Below are 16,633 nucleotides of genomic sequence, written 5' to 3'. Positions count from 1 at the left end.
GAGGGATCTGCGAGCCGCTCGGCGCACCCGTACGTAAAAGCATATGGTCTGACGAATTTCGCCCCTCTTGTGATCCAATCCAAGGGTGGATACGGCCGAAAAGTCACAGAACAACCAGAACAACCAGAACGACCCCACGCCCGATGTCAGTGTGATCATCGGAGCCTATGAGGCCATGCCGTACCTCGTCCGCTGCCTGGAATCCGTCGAGGCGCAGACCATCGGCGCCGGGCGCATGGAGATCGTCGCGGTCGACGACGGGTCCACCGACGGGACCGGCGAGTACCTGGAGCGCTTCGCCGCCGGGACCGCGATCCCCACACGGGTGGTCCGGCAGGCCAACTCCGGCGGCCCCAGCGGCCCGCGCAACCTCGGGCTGAAGCTCGCCCGGGGCCGCTACGTCTTCTTCCTCGACGCCGACGACTACTTCGGCGAGGAGGCGTTGGAGCGGCTCGTCGCCATGGCGGACCGGGCCGGAACCGACGTCGTCCTCGGGAAGATCGTCGGGGTCGACCGGGGCGCCCCGAAATCCATGTGGAAGAAGACGGTCGAACGCGCCGACCTGTACACCTCCAACATCAAGTTCACGCTGAGCGCCCAGAAGCTGTTCCGCCGCGAGCTGCTCGTGCGGCTGGGCATGTCCTTCGACGAGCAGCTGAAGACCGGCGAGGACGCCCTGTTCACCATGGAGGCGTATCTGCGCGGCGGCGGGGTCTCCGTCGTCGCCGACTACACCTGCTACTACCTGGTGGGCCGCGAGGACGGCAACCAGGCGACCAAGCGGGGCAGCCACACCCTGCGGTTCGACTCCGCGCGCGCTCTCACCGGGCTGATCGCCGCTCATGTGCCGCCCGGGCCCCGGCGCGACGCGCTGATGGTACGCCCGTTCGTCATCACGCTGCTGCCCCAGTTCGGACCCGGATTGCTGAAACTTCCGCCCGCCGTGCAGCGCGAGAAGATGGCGCTGGCCGCCCCCCTGATGAAGGCTTACTGGACCCCCGGCCTCGCCTCCCGCCTCAAGGTCGCCGAGCGGATCAGGCTGACCTGCGTGGCCCGGGGCAGGCTCGACCTCCTCCTCGACTTCCTGCGCGTCCTGCGGGACAAGCGGCAGCCCGAAGTGGTCCGCCGCCGGAACCCGCCCCGGATCTACCTGACGTATCCGCAGTTCAGGAGGGCGAGGAGACTGCCGCGCGGCACGTATCAGGTGACGGTGACCGAGTGGGTCGGGGGCGAGCGCGTCGAGCCGCCCAAGCCCGTGCCGCACACGCCCCTGGTCCGGCGGGCCGCCCGCAAGGCCCGGCGCGTCGCCGGACGGGCCCGCCGGAGGCTCCGTAAAGCCGTACGCGCCCGCCGGAGAACCTGAGCCGGGCGGCGGGTCCGGGCAGGGCCTTCGGCAGGGGCCGGGAGGCGGTCGGGGCGACGCCATAATGCGGGCTTGAGCGAGATGGCGTCCTTGTCTCGTTCGCACCCCGTTCCGCCGGGGTTCACCCCATGTGCGTCCTTCCGGAAAGGCCCTCCCCGTGGCGTCCCTCGAAGCGATCCCCGAAGAGCTCAGCCGGCTGATGAAGTACTTCCCGGAGAGCCCGGCCGAGGAGCGCCCCGCCTTCCATAGCGCCGCCAGGGACTTCCTGGACCGGGCCGCCCCCCAGCTCGTCCGGCAGTTCTCCCCGCTGGCCCGGGTGAAGTGGCACCTGGCGGCCGGCGGGCGCGGCGACGAACTGGCGGAGCTGCTGCGCTACGAGCGGGAGAACCCGGGCGCCTTCTCCGTACGCGGTCTGCGGCGCGCCCGCATCGAGCTGCCCGGCATCTCCGGCTCCTCGCTCCCCGCGTCGGTGCGCACCTTCGACCGCAGCGAACTCCCCGTACGCGCCAAACTCCTCGACCTCGCCTGGCGGGACGGCAAGCTCCTCGTCCGCGGCTACGCCTACATCCCCAACGTCCCCTCCGCCACCGGCAGGCGCTCCCTGCGCGTCGCGGCGCTGCGCCGCCGGGGCAGCCGGTCCACCCTCCCGCTGCGCCTGCGCACGGTCCACGAACCGCGCGCCACGGCCGAGGCCAAGGGCGCGCTGCACAACTACGACTGGTCGGGCTTCGAGATCGGCGTCGACCCGGGCCGGCTGCGCGTACGGGGCCAGTGGCAGCCGGGCGTCTGGCGCCTGGGCATCGGCATCCCGCGCCCCGGCGGCATGTCGGTGGGCTCCGTCATGAAGAACAGTGCGGGGGCCGCCGGGCACAGCCTCACCCGGGTCCTCGACGACGGCGTACGCCTGGTCGCCGGCTTCGACCGCGACCGGCTCCGGCTCACCGTCGACGTACTGCCCGCCGAGGTCGTCGCCCAGGAGCCGGCCGGCGACACCCTCACCGTCACCCTCCGCTCCCGCGTCACCGCCCCCGCCGCCAAGCGCCCCACCGCGCTGCGGATCGACCACGAGCCGAGCGGCTTCACCACCGACCTCCCGCTCCAGGACGCCGGGACCGGCTCCGAGGGCTGGCTCCGCCACACCGCCCGTCTCCCCCTCACCGCCCTCCCCGTCGACGGCGTCGCCCCCGGCCGGCCCCGCAGATACCGCGTGTTCATCGTCTTCGCGGACGGCGCCACCCGCCGCGCCACCAACGGCGAGGACCTGCGCACCGGCGTCCACCCCCTGCCGGACGGGCGCGAACTCGCCGTCGTCACGGACGGCGCGGGGAACTTCACCCTCCAGGCGCGGACCGTCCAGCCGGTCGTCGACCGCGTCGAGTGGAGCGACGACGGCGAACTGGTGCTCTCCGGCTCCTACACCGGGCCCGCCGAGCGGATGGCGATGGTCCTGCGCCACACCGGCCGCCACGAGGACCGGCCGCTGCCCGCCGAGTTCGCGGACGGCCGCTTCACCGCACGCCTGCGCCCGGACGCCATGCCCACGTACGACGGCACCGTGCCGCTGCGCGCCGGCCGCTGGATGCCGCGCCTGCGGGAGCGCACCGAGTGGGACCACACCCGCGACCTGCCCGTCACGCTCCGCCCCGACCTGGTCTCCCTGCTGCCGCTCTCCCACCGGGGCGAGCACCGCACGTACACCGTGGAGCGCGTCGACTTCGACCGGATCTTCGTGGAGTCCGGCCCGGTCCTCCGCCCGGAGCTGCGCGGCGCCTACCGCCAGCGCCTGATGTGCGAGGTCCACACCCCCGCGCAGCGCGAACTGCCGTTGCGCGAGGCCGTGCTCTACAACAGCTTCGGCGGCAAGCAGTTCTCCGACTCGCCCCGCGCGGTGTACGAGGAGCTCAAGCGCCGGGGCACGGACGTCGAGCACATCGTGATGGTCCACGACCAGCAGGTCGTCCTGCCGCCCGGCGTGCGCGGCGTCGAGTGGGGCAGCGAGGAGTGGTACGAGGCGCTGGCCCGCAGCCGGTACGTCGTCACCAACGGCGGCCTCCGCGAGTGGTTCGTCCGCCGTGAGGGCCAGGTCGTCGTCCAGACCTGGCACGGCACCCCGCTCAAACGCGTCGGCGCGGACCTGCTCGGCACCCCGAAGGCGAACCTGGCCTACATCGCGAGCCTTCCGCAACGCTCGCGCCAGTACAGCCTGTTCATCACCCCGAACGCCTTCAGCACCCCGATCATGACCCACGCCTTCCGCCTCCAGTGCGAGGTGCTGGAGGCGGGCTACCCGCGCAACGACGTCTTCCACGCCGCCGACCGCGACGAGCGCGCCACGGCCGTACGGAAGAGGCTCGGCATCCCCGCCGGCAAGAAGGCCGTCCTGTACGCGCCCACCTGGCGCGACGACCAGCGCTACGGCGGCCGCCGCTTCAAGCTGGACAACCGGATCGACGTCGAGGCCGCCCGGCGCGAGCTCGGCGAGGACCACGTGCTGCTCTACCGCAAGCACCACAAGGTCCTCGACTCCATCCCCGGCGCGGGCCAGGGGTTCGTGCACGACGTCACGTACTACCCGGACATCGCCGACCTCTACCTGATCGCCGACGTCCTCATCACGGACTACTCCTCCGTGCTGTTCGACTTCGCCCACTCCGGGCGGCCGATGCTCTTCTTCACGTACGACCTGGAGCACTACCGCGACACCCTGCGCGGCTTCTGCTTCGACTTCACCGCCCGCGCCCCCGGACCGCTGGTCAAGACCTCCGAGGAGCTGGTCGCCGCGATCCGGGACATCGACGCGGTGAGCGAGGAGTACCGGGAGAAGTACGACCGGTTCCGGGCCGACTTCTGCGAGCCCTCGGACGGGCGCGCCTCCGCCCGGGTCGTGGACCGGATGCTCGCGATCCGGGAGGAGCGGCAGGACTGAACCGCCCCGGCCGCTCCCAGGGCCGTCCACCGGGCGGAATCGGCGGGCGGCCGGGGCGGCCGCTCGCGTACTGTGCTGTTCCGGGGGCGGTCGCGGCGGCACCGGGTACGGCGGCACACGGCCCCCACCGACCACCCGGCGAACCAGAGCGAGGCAGCACCGTGTCAGAGCAGAGGCCGTCGGAACACCGGTCGTCGGAGCACCGGCCGGACGTGACCGACGCCCGCCGGATCGTCGTCAAGGTCGGCTCCTCCTCGCTCACCACGGCGTCCGGCGGCCTCGACGCCGACCGGGTCGACGCCCTCGTCGACGTACTCGCCAAGGTCAGGGACGGCGGCGAACGCGAGATCGTCCTCGTCTCCAGCGGCGCGATCGCCGCCGGGCTCGCCCCGCTCGGCCTGGTCCGCAGGCCCAAGGACCTCGCACGCCAGCAGGCCGCCGCCAGCGTCGGCCAGGGCCTCCTGGTGGCCCGCTACACCGCCTCGTTCGCGCGTTACGGCGTCCGCGTCGGCCAGGTGCTCCTCACCGCCGACGACACCAGCCGCCGCGCCCACTACCGCAACGCGTACAGCACCCTGGACCAGCTCCTGGAGATGGGCGCGGTCCCCGTCGTCAACGAGAACGACACCGTCGCCACCGACGAGATCCGCTTCGGCGACAACGACCGGCTCGCCGCCCTGGTCGCCCACCTCGTCCACGCCGACCTGCTGGTCCTGCTCTCCGACGTGGACGGGCTGTACGACGGCCCGCCCGGCACCCCCGGCGCCTCCCGGATCTCCGAGGTCGCCGGGCCCGACGACCTGGCGGGCGTCACCATCGGCAGCGCCGGGAAGGCGGGCGTGGGCACCGGCGGCATGGTCACCAAGGTCGAGGCCGCCCGCATCGCCACCGCCGCCGGGGTCCCGGTCGTCCTCACCTCCGCCAGCCGCGCCGCCGACGCCCTCGCGGGCCGCGACACCGGCACGTACTTCCACCGCACCGGCCGCCGCTCCGCCGACCGGCTCCTGTGGCTGGCCCACGCCTCCACCCCGCGGGGCGCGCTCACCCTGGACGACGGCGCGGTGCGGGCCGTGGTGGAGCGCCGCACCTCGCTGCTGCCCGCCGGCATCTCCGCCGTGGAGGGCGAGTTCAGCGCCGGCGACCCGGTCGAACTGCGCGACCTGCGCGGTACGCCGGTGGCCCGGGGACTCGTCAACTTCGACGCCAAGGAGATCCCCCAGCTGCTCGGCCGCTCCACCCGGGACCTGGCCCGGGAGCTCGGCCCGGCCTACGAGCGCGAGGTCGTACACAGGGACGATCTGGTCATTCTCACGCCCCGCCTCGCCACCTGAAACGGCTGAAAGTCCTGCCATCGGGCAGGGACCTTTACCAAAACCGCCCCACGCCCGGCTGTGGACTGGTCCACTTTGTAGCGGGGATGCAGGGGTACCGCACAGCAACACATCACAGGAGGCCGCCGGTGAGACGAGCGCGCCCGGGGGCGTCGCCCCGAGGCACGGGCAGCCGCGCCCTGACGAGCGTCGGAGCGGGGGCGGATTTCGACCGGGACCCGCCCCTGGAAGGCACCGCCGAACAGGAGCCGGCGACGGAGCGGCAGGAGGACCGCCAGCAGTCGAAGCTGTGGCACATCACCCTCAGCGTCTCGGGGGACGAGACGCCGCTGGGCGAGATCAGACGCGGCCTGGAACAGCTCGCGCACGACCATCCCTTCCTGCTGACCAGCCGCTACGCCAACGACCACGCGGAGATCCGCTACTGGGAAGAGGCCCGCGACCTGCACGACGCGGCCGCGGTCGCGCTGCGGCTGTGGGGCGAGCACCGCTCCAGCGCCCGGCTCCCGCCCTGGAAGATCGTCGGCCTCGAAGTCATCGACCGTGAGACCTACCACCAGCGCATCGCCGAGGGATACGGGCCGCCGCCCGCCGCCCCGGTGGGCGTGCACCCGTACTGACCCCGGGGGATCCGAGGGCCGGTCCGGGGCGCTTTCTCCGGCTCCGGGGCGGGCGTCCGTCCCTCGGGTAGGTCGTCTCGCATCACGGGATACGTGCCGTATGCCCGCAGAGCGCGCATTACTCTGCGGGCATGACCACGCTCTCGCCCTACGACAACCTCTCGCCGGTCGCGCAGACCGCCTACCGGGCCCGTTCCGCCGCCGCAGATATCGCGCCACTTCCGCGCGCGGCCAAGGACGACGCACTGCTGGCCATCGCCGACGCCCTCGAAGTGCGGACCGCCGAGATCGTCGAGGCCAACGCGCAGGACGTCGAGCGGGCCCGCGAGGCCGGTACGAGCGAGGGCGTCATCGACCGGCTCACCCTCACCCCCGAGCGCATCCGCGCCATCGCCGCCGACGTACGGGACGTGGCCGCGCTGCCCGACCCGGTCGGCGAGGTGGTCCGCGGCTCGACCCTGCCCAACGGCATCGACCTGCGCCAGGTCCGCGTCCCCCTCGGCGTGGTCGGCATCATCTACGAGGCCCGCCCCAACGTCACCGTGGACGCCGCCGCCCTCTGCCTGAAGTCCGGCAACGCGGTCCTGCTGCGCGGCTCCTCCTCCGCGTACGCCTCCAACACCGCCCTGGTCCGGGTCCTGCGCGACGCGGTCGGCGGCTCGGGCCTGCCCGCCGACGCGGTGCAGCTCGTCCCGGGCGAGAGCCGCGACTCCGTACGGGAGCTGATGCGGGCCCGCGGCCTGGTCGACGTCCTCATCCCGCGCGGCGGCGCGTCCCTGATCCGTACGGTCGTCGAGGAGTCCACGGTCCCCGTCATCGAGACCGGCACCGGCAACTGCCACGTGTACGTCGACGCGCAGACGGACCTGGCGATGGCGGTGGACATCCTGGTCAACTCCAAGGCCCAGCGGCCCAGCGTCTGCAACTCCGCCGAGACCCTGCTCGTCCACAAGGACGTCGCGGACGCCTTCCTGCCGCTCGCCCTGGACGCGCTGGCCGAGGCCGGGGTGACCGTGCACGGCGACGAGCAGGTCCTCGCGCACGCCGGATCCACCAAGGCCACCGTGGTCGCGGCGACGACGGAGGACTGGGAGACCGAGTACCTCTCCTACGACATCGCGGCGGCCGTCGTGGACTCCCTGGACGCGGCGGTGGCGCACATCCGCCTCTGGTCGTCCGGCCACACCGAGGCGATCGTGACCACCTCTCAGGCGGCCGCCCGCCGGTTCACCCAGCTGGTCGACTCGACCACGGTCGCCGTCAACGCCTCGACGCGCTTCACGGACGGCGGACAGTTCGGCTTCGGCGCGGAGATCGGCATCTCCACACAGAAGCTGCACGCCCGCGGCCCGATGGGACTGCCGGAACTGACCTCGACGAAGTACATCGTCACCGGCGACGGCCACACCCGGTAGGCGACGGCCACACCCGGTAACAGCGCCCGTCAGCCGCGCCCGTGAGCCGCGCCCGGTCCGTACGCCGGGTGGGGCGTCCGGGCCGGCTTACGCGGACGGGTCAAGATCCGTCCGCATGTTCCCCTCCCCGCCCGCCGGGCGACTTTGCGGAGCACCTGCCGAAAAGGTCCGGGCGCGGCTACGCTGAATCCGTGCCGGACGACGTGGGGGGCAAGCCGTTCCCGGACGGCTGGGAGCCCGACGACGACCGCGGGGGCGCGGACGAGGACTTCGCCTCCGTGGTGTTCGACGAGGACTTCGTCCGGGCGGCGCCCGTCCATGAACCCACCGCCGTGGAGCGTCTGCTCGCCGCGGCGGAGGCCCGCGCGCAGGCCGAAGCGGCCCGGGCCCGGCGCAGCCGCCGCGTTGACGACTTCTACGACGAGCACGGCCCCGGCGGACGCTCCCGGGTCCACGATCCGCAGGACCTCGACTACGACCCGGACGACGACTACGAGGACGACCAGCCCCGCCCGGCCGCCTACGGGCGACACGGCGGCGCTCTGTGGCCCTACCGGAGCTCCGGGCGCTGGCACCGGCCGGTCGCCTGGCTGCTGGCCATGGTGATGGGCGTCGGGATGGTCGCCCTCGCCTTCAGCGCCGTCTACCGGGCCTCGGCCCACCGCCAGGACCAGGCCCCGCCGCCGGCGACCAGCGGGGTGGACAAGCCCGGGGCGGTCCCCACGGCCTCCGCCGGCCACCCCCGCCCGGCGGTCTCCGCCACACCCCGCGTCCCCTGAGACCCCGCACCGGGGCCGTCGCACGTCAGCCCCAGAAACCCCTGTCCTCCCTTCGGACCCAGGGCCCCCTTCGGACCCGGACCGTCACCCGTCCGGCGGTCACGCGTACCGGCACTTCTGGCCGCTCTCCGCGTTTACGTACGCGCCGATCGACCTACTCTGAAGATATGACCCCTCGCTTCCCGGGGGGCTTCTCGCTGCCGGACGCCCGACGGCCGAAGCAGACCGTTGCGCACCGAGCAGACCGGTGGTGCGGAGATCGGGAGAGAAGTCATGACAGGCCGCTCAGAACCGCCGGACGGCCCGCCCGAGAATCCCGAGGGCGGCGAGGACGAGTACCGCTCGCTCGTGTTCGACGAATCGTTCGTCCGGGGTGCCCGCGTGCAGGAGTTCTCGGCCCAGGAGCGGATGGGCGAGCCCGCCCGCGCCGTGCGGACGCTGCCCCCGCCGGCGGCCCCGCCCCGCCACAACTCCCGGGCCGCCGTCGCGCTGGTCGTCCTCATCGCCCTGGCCTTCGCCCTGGCCGTCTACATCGGCTTCCGCAACCCCTACCCGCAGCCCGTCACCCGGCGGGCCGAACCGCTGCGGACCACCGTGGTGCCCCTCGCCCCGCGGGGCGTCGTGCCCGCCGGATCACCCGAGCGGCTCTACCGGACCGCCCCGGTCTCCGGCTTCCGGGTCGGTGCGGAGGGCATCAACTTCCCCGCCGTGCGACGCACGCAGAACTTCTCGGACAGCCAGATCACCACCGCCCTCGCCACGGTCAAGGACTATCTGGTGGAGTCCTCGCTCAACCCCGACGTCCTCACCGGCCAGGTCCGCCGGCCCGTCGAGCAACTCCTCGACCCCGACCAGCGGGGCCAGTTCGAACAGTCGCTGACCGGCCCCGCCGACGACGGTCGCCACGCCGCCATCGGCTGGCTGGTGCGCTTCGACCCGGCCGAGGTGGAGCTCGCCGACCCACGGGTCCGGGTCCAGGGCACCCTCTCCTACGCGGAGGAGGCGGCCAGCACCCTGGAGGTCGTCTCGGACCACACCTTCACCTACGCCCTGCGCCCGGCGAAGGGACCGCACCGGGCGGACGGGGCCTCGCTGTTCACCGTCCGGCGCGAGCTGCACTTCCGCTTCGACCGGGAGGACCTGCGGCTGCACCGCCTGGAGGTGCGCACCGCCCACGTACAGGCCGGGCCGCAGTCCTGCTCGGCCGACGCGACGGGGACGCTGCGCCCGCTCCTGGCGGGGGAGCGGGCGGACGACCGGGGCCCCGCGGCCACCGACCCGTACGCCACGGGCCGGCCCACGTCGGCACTCTGCGGGACCCTGGCGCGCCCCGGCGGCGACCCTACTGCGCCCCCCGGGGCCCCTCCTCAGGCCCCTGCGACCCCTCAGAGCCCCCGTCCCCGTCCGTAGCGGAACCGCCCGAGGACGAACCATTCGCGGAAGAACCGCCCGCGGCGGGACCGCCCGCGCCGGCCGGACCCTGCGCACCGCCCTTCGCGCCTCCCGCGCCACCGCCGGTGAACTTGTCGCGCAGCTTGCCGCCGAGGTCCCCCGCGCCCCCGGCGATGTCACCGACCAGCTTCATCAGCGGGTCCTTGCTCGTACGCACGGTGTCGGCGTAGTGCGAGGCCGACTCCCGGAACGAGTCCGACACCGAGGCGTCCTTGTCCTCGTCGCGCCGCGGGTAGTGGCCGTCCATGATCCGCTGGTAGTCGCGGGTCTCCGACCACTTCTTCAGCTCGGCGGCCCGCACCGTGGTGAAGGGGTGCGTCCGGGGCAGCACATTGAGGATCTTCAGGACGGAGTCGCGCAGATCCCCGCCCTTCTCGTACTCGTCGGCCTGGGCGAGGAAGGCGTCCACGTTCATCTCGTGGAGGTGGTTGCCCCCGGCGATCTTCATCAGACCGCGCATCGAGGCCCGGATGTCCTGGCCCACCAGCAGCCCGGCCCGGTCGGCGGAGAGCTCCGACTTGCGGAACCACTCGCGCAGCGCCGTCACTATCGCCATGATCGCCACGTTCCCCAGCGGGATCCAGGCGACCTTCACGGCCAGGTTGGTCAGGAACAGCAGTATCGTCCGGTACACCGAGTGGCCGGAGAGCGCGTGGCCCACCTCGTGGCCCACCACCGCCCGCATCTCCTCCTCGTCGAGCAGCTCGACCAGGCCGGTGGTGACCACGATGATCGGCTCGTCCAGCCCGATGCACATGGCGTTGGGCTGCGGGTCCTGCTTCACGTACATCGGCGGGACCTTCTCCAGGTCCAGGATGTAACACGCGTCGCGCAGCATGTCGTTGAGGTGGACGAACTGCGCCTCGCTCACCCGTACGGAGTCGGAGAGGAAGAGCAGCCGCAGGCTGCGCTCCGGGAGCAGCCCGCTGAGCGCCTTGAACACGGTGTCGAAACCGGTCAGCCTGCGCAGGGCCACCAGGGCCGAGCGGTCCGCCGGGTGCTCGTATGCCCGGGAGGAAATCCCGGGGAATCGCCTGCGCGCCCTGCTCGGCACGTTCTCGTGACTGCGGTCGGTCATGGGTGGCCCCCTGTTCGTACGAGACGTTGCTCGTCCCCCGGACAAAAGCCAGCGTATGCGCTGGCGCTACGGTGTGCGGGGGGCTGTGGATAACTTTGAGGAGCGCCCGAAATGCCGCACACCGCCGTACTGCTCGCCGCCGTGACCAAGGAACAGGGACCGGGGGACACCCTCCGGATCGTGCTGCTGGTCTCGATCGTCGGAGCGGTGCTGCTCGCCTGGTTCCTGCTGCGTGGATACCGCAACGACGATGACAACGACTGAGTCGGCGTGAGCGTGCCCGAGGCTCCCGCATACGATGTGCCCGACGTCTCCTTCCGACTCACGATCGATAGGTCCTGCCGAAGATGAGCCTTACGAGCACCGCACACGAGCTGGTCACCCTCGCATCCGGAGGCGAGGGCGGCGGCAACCACGAAAGCCTCAACCCCTACCTCGTCGGCGGCCTGGCCTTTCTCGCGCTGATGTTCCTGCTCTGGGTCACCACCCGCTTCAACCGCGACCGCTGAGGCAGAGGCGTACAGCTGTGCCAGTAGGCTCTGCACGCATGGGAGAGCAGGAAGTGCCTACCGGCCCCGCCGAACGCCGGATCGGCGTCATGGGCGGGACCTTCGACCCGATCCACCATGGACACCTGGTGGCGGCCAGTGAAGTGGCCGCCCAGTTCCATCTCGACGAGGTCGTCTTCGTCCCGACCGGGCAGCCGTGGCAGAAGAGCCACAAGAAGGTCTCCCCGGCCGAGGACCGCTATCTGATGACGGTCATCGCCACCGCGTCCAACCCGCAGTTCTCGGTCAGCCGCAGTGACATCGACCGTGGCGGACCGACGTACACCATCGATACGCTGCGGGACCTGCGTGAGGTCCACGGCGACGCGGACCTCTTCTTCATCACCGGCGCCGACGCGCTCTCCCAGATTCTCACCTGGCGCGACGCGGAGGAGCTGTTCTCGCTCTCCCACTTCATCGGTGTGACCCGGCCGGGTCACGTGCTCACGGACGACGGACTGCCCGAGGGCGGGGTCTCCCTCGTGGAGGTGCCCGCGCTGGCGATCTCGTCCACGGACTGCCGTGAGAGGGTCGCGCAGGGGGAGCCGGTCTGGTACCTGGTGCCGGACGGCGTGGTCCGCTACATCGACAAGCGCCAGCTGTACCGCGGCGACTGAGCCACGGAGAGGGGCACCGGTGAACGACCGACAGAACCCGTACGACCACGACCCGTACTACCAGCAGCCGCAGATCATCGGCTACGACGAGTACGGGCAGCCGGTGTACCAGCAGCAGGGGCATCAGCAGGGTCAGCAGTACGACCCCTACGGCACCCAGCAGGATCAGGGGCAGGGCCAGAACCAGGGGCACGGCCAGGTTCCGGACGCCGGGTACGGGTACGACCCGTACGGCCAGGGCCGGCAGCAGCCCCAGGCCCCGTCGCATCAGTACGACCCCTACGCAGGTCAGCAGGGCCACGGCAGCCAGGACGGCGGGGGCTACGGCCGGACCACCCAGGGCTACGGCCAGGACCAGGGCCACAGTCCGGGCCAGGGACAGGACCAGGGCCAGGGTTACGGATACGGCGGGGGCTACACCGACTACGGCTACGCCCCCGGGCAGCAGCAGCAGCAACAGCAGCCGACCGCCTCCGTGGACACCGGGCAGCAGTGGAGCATTCCGCAGCAGGGCGCAGCCCCCGCACCGGAGCAGGCCCCGCAGCCGGCCGCGCGGCCCGCTCGCGAGCGGGAGCCCGACGCGGAACCGGACCCCGCCGTCCCAGGTCAGCGCGGCCCCGCCCCGGACTACCGCACCGAGCAGTTCTCGTTCATCGAGGAGCCCGACGAGGACTCCGAAGACGTCATCGACTGGCTGAAGTTCACAGAGAGCCGCAGCGAGCGGCGCGAGGAGGCGCGGCGCAAGGGCCGCAACCGGATGATCGCGCTGATCGTCGCCGCCGTGCTCGTGGTCGGCGGCGGAGTCGGCTACCTCTGGACGGCCGACATGCTCCCCGGCCTCTCCGGCTCGGAGGAGAAGAAGACCGCCGCCACCGGTGCGCAACAGCGTGACGTCATCGTGGTGCACCTGCACAACACCAAGAAGGGCGGAACGTCGACGGCTCTGCTCGTCGACAACGCCACCACCAAGCAGGGCACCACCGTCCTGCTGCCGAACTCCCTCGCCGTCGCCGGCGAGGACGGGACCACCACCACGCTCGGCAAGTCCGTCGACGACGACGGCAGGACCGGCACCCGGGAGTCGATCGACGCCCTCCTGGGCACCCGGATCAGCGGTACCTGGCGACTGGACACCCCGTACCTGGAGATCCTCGTCGAGCAGGTCGGCAACATCGAGATGGACACCGACATCGATGTGCCCGACGCCAAGAAGGGCGCATCGCCCCTGGTGAAGAAGGGGGAGGGGCAGACGCTCAGCGGCCCGATGGCCGTCGCGTACGCCACCTACCTCGCCCCCGGCGAGGCCGAGGCCAAGCAGCTGACGCGGTTCGGGGAGGTCATGCGCGCGGTGCTGCGCAAGGTCTCGGAGGACCCCAAGGCGGCGACCGTCACCGTGGAGACGCTCGCGCAGGTCCTGGATCCGTCGCTGCCGGAGAAGGACCTCGGGGCCTCGCTCGCCAGGCTGGCCTCGCGCGCCAAGATCGGCGACTACAAGACGGCCCTGCTGCCGGTCCAGGACGACGGCACGCTCACCGACGCGGCCACCCGAAGCGTCGTCAAGGACATCCTCGGCGGCACGGTGAAGGCCCCCGAGGCGGGCGCGCCCCTCCGGGTCGCCATCCGCAACGCCACCGGGAACGAGAGCGCCGGGGAGTCGGCGCGGATCAAGCTGGTCAACGGCGGCTACGCCTTCGTGAACAACGGCAGGGCCGACGCCGAGGCGGCGTCCGTCGTGCTCTACCGCACCGCCGAGGACAAGGAGAAGGCCACCGAGGTCGCCAAGACCCTGGGGCTGCCCGCCGACGCGGTGAAGAAGGGCGAGCCGGCCGCCAACGCGGACGTGTCCGCGCTCCTCGGCCGGAACTACAAGATCAAGTAGATCGCCGAGCACCCGTGGGGGCCTCGCTCGACCGGCGCGTCGCCGCCGGTCGGCGGGGCCCTTCCCACGACCCTTCGTACGGCCCCTCGCGCATCCCTTCACGCGGCCGTCAGTCGCTGCGCGGTGAGCAGTGAAGGGCTGTCGGCGGTCCGTGAGACCCTAGAGGTTGCATCCGACCGCCGACGAAAGCCTGCATGTGACCGCCACGGACCGCTCCATCGAGCTCATCAACGCCGCCGCTCAGGCGGCCGCCGACCGGCTCGCGCACGACATCATCGCCTACGACGTCAGCGACGTGCTGTCGATCACCGACGCCTTCCTGCTGGCCTCGGCCCCCAACGACCGCCAGGTCAAGTCGATCGTCGACGAGATCGAGGAGCAGCTCCAGAAGCAGCTCGGCGCCAAGCCGGTGCGCCGCGAGGGCGACCGCGACGCCCGCTGGATCCTCCTCGACTACGTCGACATCGTCGTCCACGTCCAGCACAGCGAGGAGCGCGTCTTCTACGCGCTCGAGCGTCTGTGGAAGGACTGCCCGGAGATCGCCCTCCCCGAGGACGCGGTCAAGACCCGTGGCAAGGCCGAGGAGCACGCGCAGCTCAACGGCAGCACGGAAGGTGACCAGAGCTGAACGGCAGCAGCAGCGGCAGGGGCCGCAGAATCGTCCTCTGGCGGCACGGTCAGACGGCGTGGAACCTGGAGCGCCGCTTCCAGGGCTCCACGGACATCGAGCTCACCGAGGCTGGCGTCGGGCAGGCCCGCCGGGCCGCCCGGCTGCTCGCTTCGCTGAAGCCCGACGCCGTCGTGGCCTCGGACCTCCAGCGGGCGGCGGCCACCGCCGCCGAGCTCGCGGCCGTCACCGGCCTCACCGTCGCCCATGACGCCGCACTGCGCGAGACGTACGCGGGCGCCTGGCAGGGCCTGACGCACGAGGAGATCGTCGAGCGGTACGGCGAGCAGTACGCCGCATGGAAGCGCGGCGAGCCCGTGCGCCGGGGCGGCGGCGAGCTGGAGACCGAGGTCGCCGACCGGGCCGCACCGGTCGTCCTGGAGCACGCCGACAAGCTGCCCGCGAACGGCACGCTCGTCGTGGTCAGCCACGGCGGCACGATCAGGACGACGATCGGCCGGCTGCTGGGGCTGGAGGCGCACCACTGGGAAGGACTCGGCGGGCTGACCAACTGCTGCTGGTCCGTCCTCGGGGAGGGCGCGCGCGGCTGGCGTCTGCTGGAGCACAACGCCGGCACCCTCCCTGAGCCGGTCCTCGGCGACGACGACTAGGACCTCTGTTCGGGCCGCACCCGGCCGTCTCCGGGCGGCCCCGGCCGGATTTCACTTTCCGGCAGGTCGCAGGCTAAAGTTCTTCTTGTTCGCAGCGCGGAAACGCAGGGAAACACAGCGGACAGCGGGGCTATAGCTCAGTTGGTAGAGCGCCTGCATGGCATGCAGGAGGTCAGGAGTTCAATTCTCCTTAGCTCCACAATCAGGATCCCGTCCCCGGCTGGGGGCGGGATCCTCTGCGTACGCCCCTAGCCGGCCTTCAGGGCGTACGTCGGCGGCGCAGCGCGGCGACCCGTTCACCGCTGGCCGTGTCCGCCGGGGTGTACGCGACGATCCGGCACCCGGGCATCCCGTTGACGGACAGCGACACCGACGTCATCCGTATCTCGCCGGTCACCGCACGGTGCTTGAACACCTTGACCCGAGGGCCCGGCGGAATCACGTCCCCGCTCCTCCACAGCCGGGCGAAGTGCGGGCTCGCAGCCGAGAGCCCCGTCACGAACGACTCCCAGGCCGGCTCGCCCGCATGGCCGCCGTAGGCCGCCCGCAGAGTCGCCACCATGACGGGCAGCTCCTGCTCCCGGTGGACGAGCGGGCAGGACTCCTCGTCCGCGACGAAGAGCTCCCACAGCGCGTTGGCGACGCCGGAGACCGGGCTGCCGGCCACCGCGAACAGGTCGCGGTAGGCGGGATTCGTGGCCAGGATGTCGTATCGGGCGTTGTAGACGACGGCGGGGTGCGGATCGAGCGCGTCGATGATTCCCTGGATCTCCGCATCGATCTCGACCGGGCCGCCCTGTCCGTCGGGCACGAACGCCACATCGGCCAGTTGATAGAGGTGCTCCCGCTCCGCCGGATCCAGCCGCAGGGTGCGCGCCACGGCGTCCAGGACCTGCCGCGACGCGTTGATGGGGCGTCCCTGTTCCAGCCAGGTGTACCAGGTGATCCCGACCCCCGAGAGCTGGGCGACCTCCTCGCGGCGCAGCCCTGGCGTACGTCGCCGCAGACCGGGGGCCATCCCCACGTCGGCGGGCGTCACGCGGGCCCGGCGACTGCGCAGAAAGGCCGCCAGCTCCGGTCGGCGTCGCCGTCCACGAGGTGCCGGCGCGGCAGGGAGCGGCTCATGGGGTGTCGTCGTCGCCGTCATCACTCCTCCATCGTCGGTGCGGCGTCGTGCAGTTGCCAGGTGCTGCCGGTACCAGTATCGGCGGGCTCTCGTTACCCGTATCCGAACGGGCTCAAGGTCGGACCATGACCTCGACGCCCCCACCGACACCGACATCGACGACCCCACCGATACGGGCCGGTGCCACCGCTCCGCCGACCGGCAGCACCGCAAAGGCACCG

The 16,633-nt window shown here is 71.9% G+C and carries 15 protein-coding genes and 1 tRNA gene; 14 read left to right on the top strand and 2 right to left on the bottom strand.

Features of this window, described 5'->3' with window-relative positions:
* Positions 1–85: 85 nt before the first annotated feature.
* The 7 genes from ACLJPL_RS02740 to ACLJPL_RS02710 all read left to right on the top strand — a co-directional run bounded on the left by ACLJPL_RS02740 (position 86) and on the right by ACLJPL_RS02710 (position 9,844).
* A complete protein-coding gene (locus tag ACLJPL_RS02740; protein WP_411079012.1) occupies positions 86–1,363 on the top strand; it encodes a glycosyltransferase family 2 protein in 1,278 nt (425 codons plus the stop codon).
* A 157-nt stretch (positions 1,364–1,520) separates the two neighbouring features.
* Positions 1,521–4,289, top strand: a complete 2,769-nt coding sequence (locus ACLJPL_RS02735) for a CDP-glycerol glycerophosphotransferase family protein (protein WP_411079011.1) — start codon at positions 1,521–1,523, stop codon at positions 4,287–4,289.
* Between the two features lie 212 nt (positions 4,290–4,501).
* On the top strand, positions 4,502–5,620 hold the full coding sequence (proB, locus tag ACLJPL_RS02730; RefSeq protein WP_411079010.1) for a glutamate 5-kinase: 1,119 nt from the start codon (positions 4,502–4,504) through the stop codon (positions 5,618–5,620).
* A 128-nt stretch (positions 5,621–5,748) separates the two neighbouring features.
* Entirely contained in the window at positions 5,749–6,240 is a 492-nt protein-coding gene (locus ACLJPL_RS02725; RefSeq protein ID WP_411079009.1) for a hypothetical protein, read from the top strand.
* 131 nt (positions 6,241–6,371) lie between these two features.
* A complete protein-coding gene (locus tag ACLJPL_RS02720) occupies positions 6,372–7,655 on the top strand; it encodes a glutamate-5-semialdehyde dehydrogenase (RefSeq protein WP_411079008.1) in 1,284 nt (427 codons plus the stop codon).
* A gap of 191 nt (positions 7,656–7,846) precedes the next feature.
* Positions 7,847–8,434 (top strand): hypothetical protein, encoded by a 588-nt coding sequence (locus ACLJPL_RS02715; protein WP_411079007.1) that lies wholly within the window; start codon positions 7,847–7,849, stop codon positions 8,432–8,434.
* Positions 8,435–8,707: 273 nt separating this feature from the next.
* Positions 8,708–9,844 carry a hypothetical protein gene (locus ACLJPL_RS02710; protein ID WP_411079006.1) on the top strand — a complete coding sequence of 379 codons (1,137 nt, stop codon included), beginning with the start codon at positions 8,708–8,710 and terminating at the stop codon, positions 9,842–9,844.
* Here the strand turns inward: ACLJPL_RS02710 and ACLJPL_RS02705 are convergent.
* Positions 9,777–10,964, bottom strand: coding sequence for a M48 family metallopeptidase (locus ACLJPL_RS02705; protein WP_411079005.1), 1,188 nt, complete (start codon positions 10,962–10,964; stop codon positions 9,777–9,779). The two genes, ACLJPL_RS02710 and ACLJPL_RS02705, sit on opposite strands and share 68 nt — an antisense overlap.
* A 111-nt stretch (positions 10,965–11,075) precedes the next feature.
* Between ACLJPL_RS02705 and ACLJPL_RS02700 the strand changes: the two genes are divergently transcribed.
* From ACLJPL_RS02700 to ACLJPL_RS02670, 7 genes are all read left to right on the top strand, one after another.
* Positions 11,076–11,228 (top strand): hypothetical protein, encoded by a 153-nt coding sequence (locus tag ACLJPL_RS02700; protein ID WP_411079004.1) that lies wholly within the window; start codon positions 11,076–11,078, stop codon positions 11,226–11,228.
* A gap of 83 nt (positions 11,229–11,311) precedes the next feature.
* Positions 11,312–11,473, top strand: coding sequence for a hypothetical protein (locus tag ACLJPL_RS02695; RefSeq protein WP_363199495.1), 162 nt, complete (start codon positions 11,312–11,314; stop codon positions 11,471–11,473).
* A gap of 38 nt (positions 11,474–11,511) precedes the next feature.
* Entirely contained in the window at positions 11,512–12,129 is a 618-nt protein-coding gene (nadD, locus tag ACLJPL_RS02690) for a nicotinate-nucleotide adenylyltransferase (protein ID WP_411079003.1), read from the top strand.
* A gap of 19 nt (positions 12,130–12,148) precedes the next feature.
* The gene (locus tag ACLJPL_RS02685; RefSeq protein WP_411079002.1) at positions 12,149–14,008 is read left to right on the top strand and encodes a LytR C-terminal domain-containing protein; all 1,860 of its coding nucleotides are present in this window, start codon (positions 12,149–12,151) and stop codon (positions 14,006–14,008) included.
* Between the two features lie 196 nt (positions 14,009–14,204).
* Complete coding sequence (rsfS, locus tag ACLJPL_RS02680; RefSeq protein WP_384633000.1) at positions 14,205–14,636, top strand: ribosome silencing factor; 432 nt, start codon at positions 14,205–14,207, stop codon at positions 14,634–14,636.
* The gene (locus tag ACLJPL_RS02675; protein ID WP_411079447.1) at positions 14,633–15,286 is read left to right on the top strand and encodes a histidine phosphatase family protein; all 654 of its coding nucleotides are present in this window, start codon (positions 14,633–14,635) and stop codon (positions 15,284–15,286) included. Before rsfS ends, ACLJPL_RS02675 begins: the two co-directional genes overlap by 4 nt.
* A gap of 126 nt (positions 15,287–15,412) precedes the next feature.
* A tRNA-Ala gene (locus tag ACLJPL_RS02670) sits at positions 15,413–15,485 on the top strand.
* Positions 15,486–15,545: 60 nt separating this feature from the next.
* On the opposite strand, the gene ACLJPL_RS02665 is transcribed toward ACLJPL_RS02670, so the two are convergent.
* Positions 15,546–16,433 carry a helix-turn-helix transcriptional regulator gene (locus ACLJPL_RS02665; RefSeq protein ID WP_411079001.1) on the bottom strand — a complete coding sequence of 296 codons (888 nt, stop codon included), beginning with the start codon at positions 16,431–16,433 and terminating at the stop codon, positions 15,546–15,548.
* Positions 16,434–16,633: the final 200 nt, after the last annotated feature.

It is taken from the genome of Streptomyces sp. cmx-18-6, from assembly GCF_046548915.1.
Taxonomy (GTDB): Bacteria; Actinomycetota; Actinomycetes; order Streptomycetales; family Streptomycetaceae; genus Streptomyces.
The sequence above is the reverse complement of the archived record's forward strand: the minus strand, read 5'-3'. Positions and strand labels throughout refer to the sequence as shown.

Excerpts from the sequence above, each read along its gene's own strand:
- nadD (WP_411079003.1), top strand. The coding sequence starts at position 11,512 with ATGGGAGAGCAGGAAGTGCCTACCGGCCCCGCCGAACGCCGGATCGGC.
- ACLJPL_RS02665 (WP_411079001.1), bottom strand. The coding sequence starts at position 16,433 with ATGACGGCGACGACGACACCCCATGAGCCGCTCCCTGCCGCGCCGGCA.
- ACLJPL_RS02710 (WP_411079006.1), top strand. The coding sequence starts at position 8,708 with ATGACAGGCCGCTCAGAACCGCCGGACGGCCCGCCCGAGAATCCCGAG.
- ACLJPL_RS02695 (WP_363199495.1), top strand. The coding sequence starts at position 11,312 with ATGAGCCTTACGAGCACCGCACACGAGCTGGTCACCCTCGCATCCGGA.
- ACLJPL_RS02700 (WP_411079004.1), top strand. The coding sequence starts at position 11,076 with ATGCCGCACACCGCCGTACTGCTCGCCGCCGTGACCAAGGAACAGGGA.
- ACLJPL_RS02720 (WP_411079008.1), top strand. The coding sequence starts at position 6,372 with ATGACCACGCTCTCGCCCTACGACAACCTCTCGCCGGTCGCGCAGACC.
- ACLJPL_RS02705 (WP_411079005.1), bottom strand. The coding sequence starts at position 10,964 with ATGACCGACCGCAGTCACGAGAACGTGCCGAGCAGGGCGCGCAGGCGA.